The sequence below is a fragment of the Dissulfurimicrobium sp. genome (assembly GCF_049968175.1).
In the GTDB taxonomy this organism is placed as follows: domain Bacteria; phylum Desulfobacterota; class Dissulfuribacteria; order Dissulfuribacterales; family Sh68; genus Dissulfurimicrobium; species Dissulfurimicrobium hydrothermale.
In genome coordinates this window covers 1-13,820 of the sequence record NZ_JBMFRG010000051.1, presented here as the reverse complement: position 1 = coordinate 13,820, position 13,820 = coordinate 1, and the positions used below count along the sequence as shown (strand labels likewise).

The window sequence follows — 13,820 nt, the reverse complement described above, 5'->3', positions numbered from 1 at the left end:
GGGACGAGATTACAGGACATCCGATCCCTGGCGGACCGTCGATCAGAATGAAATCCGAGCCGATATCTTCGGCGATCTGCCTTGCCTTTTGCTTCACAAGGCTTACAAGCTTCCCTGAATTTTCCTCACCTATACCAAGCCTAGCGTGTACCATTGGACCGTAAGGGGTATCGGAGACATACCATTCACCGCAGGTATTTTCTCTGAGCGACATGGCTGATTCGGGACAGAAATGGACACAGACCCCGCAACCCTCGCATAAAAATTCATCTATTTTTGCAATCTTCTGGATCTCTATGGCGTCAAAACGGCAAAGCCCGGCACATGTACCGCAGGCCGTGCATCTCTTTTCATCTACAACCGGCCTCACCCCTGCCTTGAAATCGTATGTTTCGATAACCTTGGTGGCAAGTATAAGGTGTAGATCAGCGGCATCCACATCACAATCAGCCAAGACCTTATTTTCCATCAACACTGCTAGACCGCCAACGATTGTAGTCTTGCCTGTGCCGCCTTTGCCGCTTATTACGACTATCTCCTTCATACACAAAGCCTTCTCAACAAACCATCAAACACAGGTTTGAGATCGGGACAGGTCGTTATAAGCGGCTCACCCCTTGAATATCCCTCTATAATCCGACGGTCAAATGGTATCTTCATATGGATTGGTATCCCCTGCGTCTGGCACCAATCCTCCACTTGATCATCACCTATATCGGATCTGTTTATAATCACACCAAATGGCTGATTGAGCCTTTTCAATACACCAACTGCAAGCTTGAGATCATTTAAACCAAAGGGCGTTGGTTCTGTGACAAGGATGGTATACTGAGCACCGCGGACTGCCGTTATGACAGGGCATGAGGTCCCTGGCGGGGCGTCTATTATTACGACACGCCTCTTCTTGCCTTCGGCCTCCTCCTTATAGGCCTTACTATGTGCCCTCACCGCCTTTATAAGCGGCGGGGCCATGGCCTCTCCTATCTTCAAAGTGCCACTGACAAAGACAACATCACTCGCCCTTCCCTTTTCGATCACACCTATCTCGCGCCTGCCTTCGATTATGGCTTTTTGGGGGCACACGAGGAAACAGCCGCCGCAGGAATGACACATTTCAGGGAATGTCATGATATTTTTCCCAAATACGGTTATTGCGTTGAATCGACAGATATCTCTGCATTTTCCACAATAATCACACCTTCCTAGATCGACGACCGGCACAGACAAATCTACCAGCAGCCTCTCTTCTATTAGCGGCCTTAAAAAGATATGGCAGTTCGGCTCCTCGACGTCACAATCAGCGAGCACTGATACGCCTTCAGCGCACAGTGCCAAACTGACCGCCACAGTGGTTTTGCCAGTCCCGCCCTTTCCGCTTGCAACGGCGATCTCCATCGGCTAAACGCCTTTTGGAAAGAAAACACCGCGTCTTCGGCCACTGATCATACCGATACCCCTATCCACACCCCTCAGACAGGAAAAGTCCCGTCTTCGGGCCCTAATGCCGATGCCCCTCCCTAAGCCGAGGCACCCACCCATAAAACGATCGACCGCAATGCCCATGCCTGTCATGAAGGCCCTACAACGGCCTCTGCCGCCACCCATACCTCTACCCATAGCCATACCTGCACCTCCAAAATGCCCTGGATTATCAGGGCCGCTTGACTCTTGATAATCACCTTTCAAAAAACCATCTAACGCCTCGCCCACAGTACCTGATACCCCGGAAATGATCTTTACGCCCGCAGCCCTAAGCACATCAAAGGCCTTGGGGCCCATTCTACCGGTAAGGACCACCTCTACCCCCTCATTCACTATACGGCTTGCGGTATTTATCCCGGCACCCTGGGCCGCATTCTGCGATCCCCTGTTGTCTATGACCTTGAGCATCTTTCTGGAAGATGCGTCGATTATAAGCAGATAATCCGCCCTTCCAAATCTTGGATCGATCATGGCACTCATATCCTGTCCTTTTGCACTGACTGCAACCTTCATCGTCCTTCTCCTTATATTTTATAATAATGAGCAAAAGTTAAATTATAATATGCTATTTGTCAATAATATTTTTGAGCATAAGATCCTAACTAAAAAATTAGATTTTAATAATTTTTTAGTTATTTCAATAAATTAATACCAAATAATAAAATAATGATTCATAAAAATGATTGACAATCATCTATCTTACATATATAAAGATTTAAAAAAAATATGGAGAAATAAAGATGGCCACGGATCTTAAAAATTTAAAGGCAGACAAGACGATCGATGCAAGAGGCACGGCTTGCCCCGGTCCTTTGCTGGCAGCAAAACGTGAAATAGCTTCGGTGCCGGTGGGCGGAATCATGGAGGTGCTCTCTTCTGATGAAGGCACTAACGACGACCTGCCGCTCTGGGCAGACAAGGTAGGACATGAATTCTTGGGCACGCTTGAAGAAGCGGGTTATTGGAGGCTATTTGTAAAGAGAAAAAAATAGATACTACTTTACTTAAGGTTATAATCTTATGCACGACGATAAGGGCGGTCCAAAGATATTGGTGTTTTCCACCAACAGCATCTCCGATCTTGGGATAGACCTTGCTGGGGCATCGCACATGGACTATCCGGCGTCAGTGGTGTCGATCTCTGTGCCGTGCTCCAGTGGAATAAGACCTGAATGGGTGATCTATGCCTTAAAAGAAGGCTTCGATGGTGTGTTCATAGCCGCTGACGGTACTGACTGCCCATATCTTACCGATTGCACAGACAGAACGGGCGAGATCGTGAAAAATGCGCAGGAGATGTTAAGGGCCGATGGGCTCGATCCAAGGCGGCTTAAAATGGCTGCAATATGCTCGGTCTGTTCCGAGTCATTTGTGAGTCACATAAAAAAATTCCACAAGGCACTTGGCGAAATGGATCAAGCAAAGACATAAAGAAAGGGATATGTCATGGATTATGGCGTCCTTGTAATCGGGGCCGGGATCGCAGGAATGGAGGCCGCTTTGTCTCTTGGAGACATGGGCTTCAAGACGCTTCTGGTAGAAAAAGAAGCCAGCATCGGCGGCAAGATGATTCTACTGAGCAAGGTATTTCCGACGCTCGATTGCTCAAGCTGTATATCCACACCCAAGATGGCAGCGGCGGCTAATCACCCGAATATCGACATCTTGATCTACAGTGAGGTCAAGGAAATACTAAAAAGAGGCGACGGCTTCACTGTAAAAATTGAAAAAAAACCCACTTTTGTTGACCATACAAGGTGCACTGGGTGCTCACAGTGCGAATTCGCTTGTACCGTAGCGATCCCTGACCAGTTCAACAGCGGCATGATCGCCAGACGCGCTATCTACATACCATTTCCGCAGGCCGTGCCCAAGAAGGCTATTATAGAAAGGCACGGACAATCACCTTGTTCACACACCTGCCCTGGCGGCGTCAAGGCCCATGGTTACTGTTCCCTTGTACGTGCCGGCAGGTTTGACGAGGCATTTCATCTACACATGGAGGATGCACCTCTCCCTGGAAGCCTGGGTAGATTGTGTTTCGCACCATGTGAAAAAAGATGCACGAGAAGTACGCTTGAAGGGCCTGTCCGGATACGTGCCATCAAACAATTTATGGCTGATAGATATTATCAAAACCACGCCGAGCCTGAATATGGACCACCAAAAAATAAAAACGACAAAAGAGTGGCTGTAGCAGGATCAGGTCCGTCGGGGCTTGCCGCAGCCTATTTTCTGGCCAAATCCGGCTACGAGGTCACGATATTCGAGTCAGAAGCAGAGATAGGCGGCATACTTCGCGATGCGGTAAAAAACGGCCGCCTGCCAGAACGCATCCTGGACCGCGACATCAAAAACATAACGGCCGTTGGCGTCAAGGTGATGACCAACATCGGCCCGATATCACTCAAAACCCTAAAAGACGAAGGGTTTGATGCTGTATATATCGCCCTTGATCGATCAAGTGCCAATAAATCAAAAAACACCGCTGGACTTATCTGCGATCTCAAGCTCAGACCCAATAAGTCCATAGAAACCGATAAAGAGACGCTCCAGGCTTCCCTTCCCCATGTCTTTGCAGGAGGAGACGCGGCTACAGATCCTTCCAAGACAATCCTTGGCATAGCTCAGGGCAAGCGGGCTGCATTTTATATCGACCGCTACCTCAAAGGTGAACCGCTGAAGTGTGCCAAGTTTGACGACAGATTCCATGCGGCCGATAAACAAGATGTGCTGTCAAGGACAACGAATGGGATAACACACAGGATGCCTATCAAGCCTAACGCCACCCTCATGACTGACGAAGAGGCACGCCTCGAGGCAAACCGCTGTCTGGATTGCGGCGGATGTTCCGAATGCCATCGATGTGTTGCTGTCTGCCCGGCAGAGGCTATCTCGCTTGATATGAGGCCAAAAGAATTAGAATTGACCGTTGGAGCGGTACTTATAACGACGGGATTTAATCTCTTTGATGCAAAAAATAAACCGGCACTCGGATACGGCCGTTTCCCAAATGTGATAGACGCTATGCAGATGGACCGCCTTCTTGCACCGACTAGGCCTTATAACGCTGTCCTCCGACCCTCTGACGGCAAGGCGCCGAACAACATTGCATTTGTCCTCTGTACCGGCTCAAGGGACAAGACGATCAAAAACTCAATCTGTTCCCGCATCTGTTGCATGTATTCGGTCAAACAAGCGCAGCTCATCATGGGTGCCCTGCCTATAGCCGAGGTGACTATTTATTACATAGACATACGGGCCTTTGGCAAGGGCTATGACGAATTTTACGAACAAGCCAAGGCTATGAGCGTCCGCTTCATAAAGGGCAAGGTGGCCCGTATTGAAGAGACTGTCAACCATGATCTCATACTCTATTATGAAGACATAGAAGGGGGCGGCGGGGTTAAAAAGGCTGAACACGACCTTGTAGTACTCTCGGTGGGTGGGCTGCCCAACTTGGATATGCTCGGTTGCTTTAAAGGCGAAGGGCTTGGGGTCGACCCGAATTCCTTCTTCATAGCCGAATCAGACGAAGCCATTGAACCGGGACAGACCAACATCGAAGGGGTTTTTGTGGCGGGGGCGGCCTCCGGCATAAGGGACATACCTGACAGTGTGCTACATGCAGGGGCTGCTGCTGCCCAAATTGCAGCTTATCTAAAAAAGGTGGCGAAAGATGAACACTGATGCCGAAAACAAGAAGATCGGGGTATTCATATGCCACTGTGGGGGGAACATCTCCGATTATGTAGATGTAGAGAAGGTCCGTGACGTCATAAAAGACGAAAAAGGCGTAGTCTTTGCCAAGACCAATATGTTCTCGTGTTCCGACGCCGCCCAGCAGGAGATGATTCGGGCAATCAAAGAAAACGGCCTCGACGGAATTGTTATAGCCTCCTGCTCCCCCAGGCTGCACCTCCAGACCTTCAGGGCCATGGCCGAACGGGCCGGGCTCAATCCATACAGGTACACACAGGTCAATATCAGGGAACAGTGTTCATGGGCCCACACCCACAACAGGCAGGCGGCAACCGAAAAGGCCGTCAGGCTTGTCCGTTCAGGTGTGGCAAGGACCAGACTCGCAATTCCCCTTCAAGAAATCCGTGTAGATACGACACCAGGCGTGCTCATCATAGGGGCGGGAGCGGCCGGGCTCAGGAGTGCAATCGCCCTGGCCGATATGGGTCTGAAAGTTTATCTTGTAGAGCGTTCACCGGAGCCAGGAGGCTTCATCAAAGGCCTAGGAAGGTTGTTTCCTGACGACAGAGACGGGGAAGAAATGGCTCATTCACTATCAAAGGCCGCAATAGAACATGAGAACATAACACTATTTACAGAGGCGGAAGTCGTTGAAAAGGGCGGGAGCGTTGGAAACTTTCTGATAAAAGTAGACATAAAAGGACAAAACCCCGCCTCCTTTAATGTTGGAGCGATTATCGTAACCATCGGCTTCTCTCCATACACGCCAAAAAACGGTGAGTTTGGCTATGGAATCAAAGGGGTCATCACCCTTCCTGAATACAAAAAACTCCTTGCCAAACAGAAAAGAGGGGTAGAATATGCGGGTAAGACGGTCCGAAGCATCGTCTATATCTACTGCGTAGGATCAAGACAGTCCGCCGGCGACGATCGATATACCTATTGCTCGCGCTATTGCTGCGCCTCGGCGGTTCATACCGCCATTTTGGCCCATAAACTCGACCCCCATATCTCACAATTCCACATCTATCGCGACATAAGGACATATGGAAAATATGAATTGCTGTATACTCGGGCGCTTGAAGCTGACTCGCTTTTCCTTAAGTATGATCCGGACGAACCACCGACCGTGGAAAAAACTAACGAAGGACTGCTCGTCAGGGTCAAGGATAGGCTAACCGGCAACGAGGAAATAGAGATAGGCGCCGACCTGGTGGTCCTTGTAACCGGCATGACACCAGGCAAAGGCGGCAGGCTTTCCGGCATATTAAAGATACCTATAGGCAAGGACGGATTTTTCACCGAGATACACCCAAAACTGAGGCCGGTTGAGACGGTGATGAATGGTATATTCATTGCTGGTACGGCGCAAGGCCCGAAGACCCTCTCTGAAAGCGTAACAAGCTCTCTAGCTGCCGCCGCTAAGGCTGCAGGACTCTTGCTAAAGGGACATGTAGACATCGAACCGCTCGTTGCCAAGGCGGATGCCGATATCTGCACCTGGTGCGGGGCCTGCGTCCCGGCATGCCCATTTGACGCCATAAGGCAAGTCGAAATCAAAGACAAAAAAATAGCCGGGATCAACCCGGCGGCCTGTAAGGGCTGCGGGGCCTGCGTCCCGGCATGCCCTAAAAGGGCAATCGACATAGAAGGCTATACAGACGCCCAGATAAGGTCTATGATCTCAGCTATGGCAAGGGAGGCCAAGTGATGGAAAGGCAGTCAAATCGAAATATTCGCGAGGTCATGCGGGACGAAATGTATCTCAAAGACAAGATAGCAGGCCTCTTGCACGAAGGGCCTAAGACAATACCGGAACTTGCCGACGCATTGAACCTCCCTTCGCATGAGATGGTAAGGATTGTCATGGCCATGTGGAGATATGGATATATAGAAGAGATACCCAAAAACAGAAGGGACGACTACTTCCGATACAAATTTGTCGGAAGGATGGGCCAGGATCATGCAAAGGCTTGACATAAAATTCTCAAAAGAGATAGGGTCGTACGACAAGTTCAATGCAGCACAGTGCTTTAACTGCGGCACATGTACAGCCCTTTGCCCCATGGAGATCAATATCCTTCCAAGGATACTATTTCGCTACGTCCTTATGGGGATGAAAGACAAACTCATGGAAAATAAAGACGCCATCTATTCGTGCCTGCTTTGCAGGATGTGCGAGGACAACTGCCCGGAAGGGGTCAGAATTGCGGAAAACATCAGGGTCCTCAGGAGATATATAGGCAGGCACGTATATGGATTATAAAGGAACTGCGCCATGCCACTTCCTATAGGAGATATCCTTGGTATCTTGACCGACAATATAAGGCTGAGAGGCAGTGTACTCCCACTGCCGAAGAGGTTGATTTCGGCCTGGGCAGACGGACTCGGAATAAAAGAGGGTGGAGAGACCATCATCTACACTGGACACATGTATCAGCTCATTCCCTCCATCAAGATCATGGCCGAGAAGATGGCCGGTCTTGAAAACTCGATCCTGACAAGATATTTCTGGATGGGTCGCATTGCAAACAAGGCCGTAAACCTCATTACATTCATGGGCAGCCCATCCCCGGAGGAACAGGCGCGATATAACAATTACCTGCGGAATATCGCCATGTTGCTCAAGGAGGCAGAGGTTGACTTTGGCTGTCTCTTTGAAAGAGAACTTTATACAGGGGCGCTCATATTCGACCAGGGGATCGACCATGTCTTTGAGATGCACGCACGGAAGGTCTATAGGCTTTTAAAAGAAAATAAAGTAAGGCGTGTAATTACCGTAGATCCACACACCACAAATATGCTGAGGACTATATATCCAAAATTCATCAAGGGCTATGACCTTGAGGTCGCAAGCTATCTCGAAGTCCTTTGTGAACAAGATACAGACGCCAGAAACCCCCTTGATGCTGACCTTGTCATCCATGACTCATGCGTCTATGCAAGGCATGAAGGCGTCACAAAAGAGCCAAGACTTCTACTTAAAAAGACAGGGGCAAGACTCCATGAACCTGAACTCTCTGAAAGGCTCACCCATTGCTGCGGAGGACCTATAGAATCGCTCTTTCCAGGCAAGGCGCATGAGATCGCCCGAAAACGCCTGGGCCAGCTTGCCGAGTGCGGCAATAAAATAACAACCATGTGCCCGATATGCCTTGTAAACCTGCAAGGTGCAGCAGCCAAGGCCGATGTAGATCTAAAGGTTACTGATATATCAGAGTATCTTGCCAAGGCCTATTGTGCACATGTTTGACTGACCCATAGCAGCTGCTAGTCTTGCAAAAACTTCGCTATGCGCCTCCCATCACCTGCGACATGGCGTTAGACCAAAAGCCGGAAGATGAAGGACCATTACGAATAAAATCAAATAAAATATAAAATAGGAGGATGAAAATGTCGGAGAGCAAGAGTGAAAAACTGGTCATAATTGTAACCCATGGTCCGGAAGACCCTGAAAAGGCATCACTTCCCTTTGTAGTGGCCAACGCCGCCCTGGCGATGGATGTTGAGGTGACCGTGATACTACAGGCCAAAGGCGTGCTTGCGGCCAAAAAGGGGGTCTATGAGCACATAGTGGCACCAGGGCTTGAACCCCTCAAAAAAATGGTGGATGACTTTATTAGACTCGGAGGTAAGCTCTTCATCTGCATACCGTGTATTGAGGAACGCCGCATCTCGCTCGATATGATGGTCGAAGGCGCACAACCCATCAAGGCAGGCCGCCTTGTGCATACAGTGCTTGAGGCCAACGCAGTTCTAAATTACTGATCCCCACGGCCGCCCTTTTTCCTTACGCCATCAGACTATATAAAAGCAGGAAAGGGCGGTCGCTGTCCTTAAAATAACCTCATTGACATAAAAATATACAGGCGGTAAATTGAGCCGCAAATCTTTGGGACTCTAGGCGTCATGCCCATGGAGAGGGGGTTTTGGCGTGTTTAGGTTGGGGGGATGGCGGATCTGCTGTATATCGCAATGACAAACAGAATACAGCGGCCAAAAATTCCTTATAAGCAAGGAGAAAGCAAGGCATAGTTAAAGGTGCGATCAAAACCCTCGAAAAGGCATTTGATATTAAAAATGCACATTGTTGATCCCAATGTCATCTAGGCCTTAGCCCAGCGAATTTATGGAGACAAATACGAGCCGCAAGGGCAACCCTTTATGGAATACCTTCGCCTCTATCAAGTTGGCTGTATTTCTATTCATCACCCTTTCCGTCACTTCGATCATTGGCACCCTAATCCCTCAAGGCGAAGCCGACCAATTTTATCTTGAAAGATACGGCCAGGATCTCTTCAAGATAATAAGCACACTGCGACTTAACGATACATATCATGCCTGGTGGTTCGTATCCCTTTTGCTCCTCTTCAGTTTGAACCTTGTAGTATGCACTATAAACCGCTTCCCCGTTACACTCAGGATATTCAAACGCGACAGCCTTTCATGCGGTCCCGATTATCTCTCAAGGCTTCAATTGAAAAAAGAATGGGTACTTAAAGACAAAGAGGCGGATTTGGATCCCATATTGAATTCCTTTAAAAACGCGGCCGGGATCCCAAAAGAAAGGGACACGGGCGATGGACGCCTATACCTGGTCGAAAAGGGAAAATGGAGCTACTGGGGGGTCTACGGCCTGCACAGTAGCATTATAATCATATTTATCGGCGCCTTGGTCGGATTGTTCTGGGGATTTAAGGGCTATGTAGAGCTCTTTGAAGGTGAAACCACCGATCACGTGATAAACCGCTCGACGTTTGAGGATATACCGCTTGGTTTTGATGTACGCTGCGACAAATTTGCGGTGGATTTTTATGACAACGGTGCACCCAAAAGATATGTATCCGACCTCACTATCCTGGAAAACGGCAAAGAGGTGCTCCACAAATCGATAATGGTGAATTCCCCGTTGACCTATAAAGGCGTCACCTTTTATCAGGCAAGTTACAACAGTATCCCTGAAGTCAATCTACATATAATTGCGTCCAACGGCAGGCAGGGTTCACTGACAGTGCCAGCCATGGAAAGGGTGGCATGGCCGGAGGGGAGGCTCTCTGTCGGAATAATTCAATATCTGCCGAGCATCCACGGCGAGCCGGCAGCCCAGGTATGGGCGGCGTCGCCTAATGGAGAGGCTGATACAGTATGGCTTCTAAAAGGCCACGAAAGAGAACTGAGCCTCGGCGGCAATACATATAAGATCTCTCTTGTGGATGCAAAAAACCGCTACATGACGGGTCTTCAAGTCAAAAAGGACCCTGGCGTATGGATAGTCTGGCTTGGATGTACGGCATTAATACTCGGCTTTATAGTTGTCTTCTGGGTCGCTCATTCAAGGATATGGCTCTGGATAGGACAAAAAAACGGAAAGATGACCGTCCTCTTGGCAGGCCAGGCAAACAAAAATCAATTGGCATTTGAAAAGGACTTCACAAAGATCAGAGAGGCTGTAGAACGGGCGATTGGAGACAAGGCATGACACTATCCAGTTCTTTTCTCTTGAGTGTTACGACATTCATTTACCTTGCAGCAGCTGTCCTTTACCTGACGACATGGGTTTTCAGGGTACAAAAATTGGGGGTGCTCGCTACGGCAGTAACCATCACTGGATTCTTGGTCCAGACGGTCGGCATAGGCCTCAGATGGACGGAGTCATACCAGTTGGGCTATGGACATGCGCCGCTATCAAACCTCTATGAATCCCTTGTCTTTTTCTCCTGGGTCACGATACTTGTATATCTGGTCATAGAATGGCGGGTCAGAAACAGGGTGATAGGCGCATTCTCAACCCCGTTCGCCACATTCGCCATGGCCTATGCGTCGTTCAGCCCTGACGTGCACGACGAGATCCAGCCGCTCATACCGGCCCTTCAAAGCAACTGGCTCATAGCCCATGTCATCACCTGTTTTTTAGGATACGCCTCTTTTGCAGTGGCATGCGGCCTCGGGATCATGTATCTTATAAAAAGCAAGGGCGGAGAAGAGGCTTCAAGCGGTTTGCTTGGCGTGCTACCCAGCAAAAGGGTTATGGATTCGCTCATGCATCAGACTATAGTCTTCGGCTTTCTGTGGCTCAGTATCGGCATCATAACCGGTGCCATATGGGCCAACGAGGCGTGGGGTACCTACTGGAGCTGGGATCCTAAAGAGACCTGGTCGCTTATCACCTGGTTCGTGTATGCCATAGCCCTCCACGCCAGATTCATAAAAGGATGGACGGGCCGTAAGATAGCCATCTTGGCGATAATAGGTTTTATATCAGTAATCTTTACATATTTTGGTGTAAATTTCCTGTTGTCAGGGTTGCACAGCTACGGATCAACCAAATAGCCAAATAAACTAGATCCCCGATTAAACCTTCGGGAATGGCAAAATTGTCTGAGTAGCAATAGCAAACGACTTGATTTCAATTTAATATGGAGGACCGGCTCATGTTTGGACTCGGGGCGCAAGAACTTCTAATCATACTTCTCATAGCATTTCTCGTATTCGGCGGAAAAAAGCTGCCTGAAATAGGCGCAGGGCTCGGAAAGGCCATAAATTCCTTTAAAAGAGGGCTAAAGGAGACAGAAGACGCGGCAAATCCTGAAAAACCCCTTGAAAAGCCTGCCCAGGACCCTGAAAAGATCGCAAGCGCAGGAGAAAAGGCGGCTTAGCCAGGGATAGCCTGAAAATGCAGGCCATGATTTTAGCTGCGGGCCTGGGAAGCCGCCTGCGGCCCTTGACCTCTCACCTCCCAAAGCCCCTCTTTCCTGTCCTCAATACCCCATCGGTAAGACGAATACTGGATGGGCTCAAGGCCGCAGGCTTTAAAAAAATAGTCATAAACGCCTGTCACCTGACAAATCTATTGATTGGCGCAATCTCCGGATGGAATCTGGGCCAGGAAATCGTCATTGTTAAAGAACCGTTTCTCCTCGGCACAGGCGGGGCGCTTAAGAATGCCATGCCCTGCCTTGAAGACGGCCCGATATTGCTGATAAACAGCGACGTGGTTACGGATATAGACCTTAAGGCCGTATTCGAGGTCCACTGCCAGAAACACCCCATTGCAACGATGGTGTTGCACGATCACCCAACATTTAACAGCATAAAGGTCACGGGCAGGCGTGTCAGCAACTTTGGCTTTAAAGGCCGTGGCGCCCTTGCATTTACAGGGATATCTGTCATTGAATCCGCGCTTATAAGGTCAATGCCTGATCATTTTCCAAGTTCCTTGATTGACACCCTTTCTGATGCCATAGGGGCAGGCGAAGACATCATAGCACTTATGGCGGATGAACTTAAGCCTGGCTATCTCTGGGAAGACATAGGAAGCGTAAGGGGTTATCTTGCCGCGCACGAGGCCCTTTTGAAAAAAAAAGGCTGGACTGTATTTGCCGGTGCCGATTCAAACCTTCAGCCTGATACCAGCATTGATGGATGGTGCGTAATGGGAGACGGCGTAAAGGTTGGAAGGGGGGTCACCCTATCGAGGTCTGTCATCTGGGACGGGTGCGCCATAGAAGACGGAGAATACATTAAAGACTCAATCGTTACGCCCTATGGAAGACTGGGGCTCAACAACGGGCCTTTTGCATGAAACTTGACCGCATTCCTTCCCGCCAGGCCTGTTTCTGGGTCATAGGCCTCAACCTGGAGCGTGTAATCGCCCACACCCATCAACTCAAACCTACATTCAGATATGCCGATGTCTTTTTTGTAAGTCATGGTTGCCTCGGAAATACGAACGTCATCTCTAAATAGCGCAGCCGCCACCTTGAACCGTTCGGGATTGAATCTACCTCCTGCGCAGGCGGGAAGGCCGCAGTCCAAGGTCACCTGCGCCTGCGCCAGAATTTCGCCTGAAGTGACAACACTCCCTGAAAGCGGAGAGATTATCTGGATGAACAGGGCCTGCGCCATGAATCAATACATCCTCCTTTCGGTCTTTTCGGCCAGAAATTTTATCCTGTCTTGACTTAAGTCAAGGCGGTCAGGCAATTCCCCTTGTATTGTCCAATCAAAAGGCCGATATTCTTTTAAGAAGTTCCCTTTAAGAATAGACGCCATGCACAACCATCACAAGGAGGAATAATCAGATGTTTTGTTTTCAATGTGAACAGACGGCCAAGGGCAAGGGTTGCACGACGATAGGCGTATGCGGGAAACAGCCCGATGTTGCGGCGCTTCAGGACCTCTTGATCTATGCAGTAAAGGGCCTCGCCCTTTATGCCGTGGAGGGAAGGAGGGTCGGTGTCGTCGACCATGAGGCAAACGTATTTACCTGCGAAGCCGTATTTTCAACGCTTACCAACGTGGACTTTGACCCGGAGCGGTTCGAAGGGCTGATAAAACGAACCGTTGAGCTCAGGGACAGACTTAAAGAGAAGGTGAAGGCAGCGGGCGGCAAGGCGGATTTCTGTGAAGGACCAGCCACATTCAAGCCGGCAGACACCCTTGAGGGCATGGTCAAGCAGGGGGAGGCACATGGGGTGATGTCCAACGGCGAGGCAGTTGATCCCGATATCCGCTCACTTCGTGAGACCCTGGTCTATGGCCTTAAAGGGGTCTGCGCATATGCAGACCACGCCCAGATACTGGGTCAGGAAGACGACAGGGTCTATGCCTTCATCCATGAGGCGCTTGCCGCAACC

General features: G+C 49.5%; 16 protein-coding genes and 1 pseudogene. 13 read left to right on the top strand and 4 right to left on the bottom strand.

Features of this window, described 5'->3' with window-relative positions; all coding sequences use genetic code 11:
• The 3 genes from ACP5SG_RS07420 to ACP5SG_RS07410 form a co-directional block, all read right to left on the bottom strand.
• Positions 1-544, bottom strand: a 544-nt coding sequence (locus tag ACP5SG_RS07420) for a 4Fe-4S binding protein (protein ID WP_428123191.1), incomplete at its 3' end; no start/stop codon positions are given.
• Positions 541-1,395: an ATP-binding protein gene (locus ACP5SG_RS07415; RefSeq protein ID WP_428123189.1), complete on the bottom strand. Its 855-nt coding sequence runs from the start codon at positions 1,393-1,395 to the stop codon at positions 541-543. The genes ACP5SG_RS07415 and ACP5SG_RS07420, both read right to left, overlap by 4 nt.
• Before the next feature lie 3 nt (positions 1,396-1,398).
• Positions 1,399-1,995, bottom strand: coding sequence for a NifB/NifX family molybdenum-iron cluster-binding protein (locus ACP5SG_RS07410; protein ID WP_237887822.1), 597 nt, complete (start codon positions 1,993-1,995; stop codon positions 1,399-1,401).
• 227 nt (positions 1,996-2,222) lie between these two features.
• Here ACP5SG_RS07410 and ACP5SG_RS07405 point away from each other — a divergent pair, with 227 nt between their 5' ends.
• The 12 genes from ACP5SG_RS07405 (at position 2,223) to ACP5SG_RS07350 (ending at position 12,766) form a co-directional block, all read left to right on the top strand.
• Positions 2,223-2,474 carry a sulfurtransferase TusA family protein gene (locus ACP5SG_RS07405; protein ID WP_237887820.1) on the top strand — a complete coding sequence of 84 codons (252 nt, stop codon included), beginning with the start codon at positions 2,223-2,225 and terminating at the stop codon, positions 2,472-2,474.
• Between the two features lie 28 nt (positions 2,475-2,502).
• A complete protein-coding gene (locus ACP5SG_RS07400) occupies positions 2,503-2,913 on the top strand; it encodes a hydrogenase iron-sulfur subunit (RefSeq protein ID WP_424661267.1) in 411 nt (136 codons plus the stop codon).
• A 15-nt stretch (positions 2,914-2,928) separates the two neighbouring features.
• Positions 2,929-5,172 carry an FAD-dependent oxidoreductase gene (locus tag ACP5SG_RS07395; RefSeq protein ID WP_424661266.1) on the top strand — a complete coding sequence of 748 codons (2,244 nt, stop codon included), beginning with the start codon at positions 2,929-2,931 and terminating at the stop codon, positions 5,170-5,172.
• Complete coding sequence (locus ACP5SG_RS07390) at positions 5,162-6,895, top strand: CoB--CoM heterodisulfide reductase iron-sulfur subunit A family protein (protein ID WP_237887814.1); 1,734 nt, start codon at positions 5,162-5,164, stop codon at positions 6,893-6,895. Before ACP5SG_RS07395 ends, ACP5SG_RS07390 begins: the two co-directional genes overlap by 11 nt.
• Positions 6,895-7,161 carry a MarR family transcriptional regulator gene (locus ACP5SG_RS07385; RefSeq protein ID WP_424661265.1) on the top strand — a complete coding sequence of 89 codons (267 nt, stop codon included), beginning with the start codon at positions 6,895-6,897 and terminating at the stop codon, positions 7,159-7,161. Before ACP5SG_RS07390 ends, ACP5SG_RS07385 begins: the two co-directional genes overlap by 1 nt.
• Positions 7,148-7,450, top strand: a complete 303-nt coding sequence (locus ACP5SG_RS07380) for a 4Fe-4S dicluster domain-containing protein (protein ID WP_428123185.1) — start codon at positions 7,148-7,150, stop codon at positions 7,448-7,450. Before ACP5SG_RS07385 ends, ACP5SG_RS07380 begins: the two co-directional genes overlap by 14 nt.
• 12 nt (positions 7,451-7,462) lie before the next feature.
• The gene (locus ACP5SG_RS07375) at positions 7,463-8,437 is read left to right on the top strand and encodes a (Fe-S)-binding protein (protein WP_237887808.1); all 975 of its coding nucleotides are present in this window, start codon (positions 7,463-7,465) and stop codon (positions 8,435-8,437) included.
• A 140-nt stretch (positions 8,438-8,577) separates the two neighbouring features.
• On the top strand, positions 8,578-8,952 hold the full coding sequence (locus tag ACP5SG_RS07370; protein WP_428123183.1) for a DsrE family protein: 375 nt from the start codon (positions 8,578-8,580) through the stop codon (positions 8,950-8,952).
• Between the two features lie 361 nt (positions 8,953-9,313).
• The gene (gene resB / locus ACP5SG_RS07365; RefSeq protein ID WP_428123181.1) at positions 9,314-10,663 is read left to right on the top strand and encodes a cytochrome c biogenesis protein ResB; all 1,350 of its coding nucleotides are present in this window, start codon (positions 9,314-9,316) and stop codon (positions 10,661-10,663) included.
• On the top strand, positions 10,660-11,514 hold the full coding sequence (gene ccsB / locus ACP5SG_RS07360; RefSeq protein ID WP_424661262.1) for a c-type cytochrome biogenesis protein CcsB: 855 nt from the start codon (positions 10,660-10,662) through the stop codon (positions 11,512-11,514). Before resB ends, ccsB begins: the two co-directional genes overlap by 4 nt.
• Positions 11,515-11,615: 101 nt before the next feature.
• Positions 11,616-11,840: a twin-arginine translocase TatA/TatE family subunit gene (gene tatA, locus ACP5SG_RS07355; RefSeq protein WP_424661261.1), complete on the top strand. Its 225-nt coding sequence runs from the start codon at positions 11,616-11,618 to the stop codon at positions 11,838-11,840.
• A 17-nt stretch (positions 11,841-11,857) separates the two neighbouring features.
• Positions 11,858-12,766, top strand: a complete 909-nt coding sequence (locus ACP5SG_RS07350) for a sugar phosphate nucleotidyltransferase (protein WP_428123178.1) — start codon at positions 11,858-11,860, stop codon at positions 12,764-12,766.
• Here ACP5SG_RS07350 and ACP5SG_RS07345 read toward each other — a convergent pair.
• Positions 12,727-13,089, bottom strand: a complete 363-nt coding sequence (locus tag ACP5SG_RS07345) for a hypothetical protein (RefSeq protein WP_424661259.1) — start codon at positions 13,087-13,089, stop codon at positions 12,727-12,729. The genes ACP5SG_RS07350 and ACP5SG_RS07345 overlap by 40 nt on opposite strands.
• A gap of 176 nt (positions 13,090-13,265) precedes the next feature.
• Here ACP5SG_RS07345 and ACP5SG_RS07340 point away from each other — a divergent pair.
• Positions 13,266-13,820: pseudogene (locus ACP5SG_RS07340) on the top strand (hydroxylamine reductase); the annotation flags it as partial.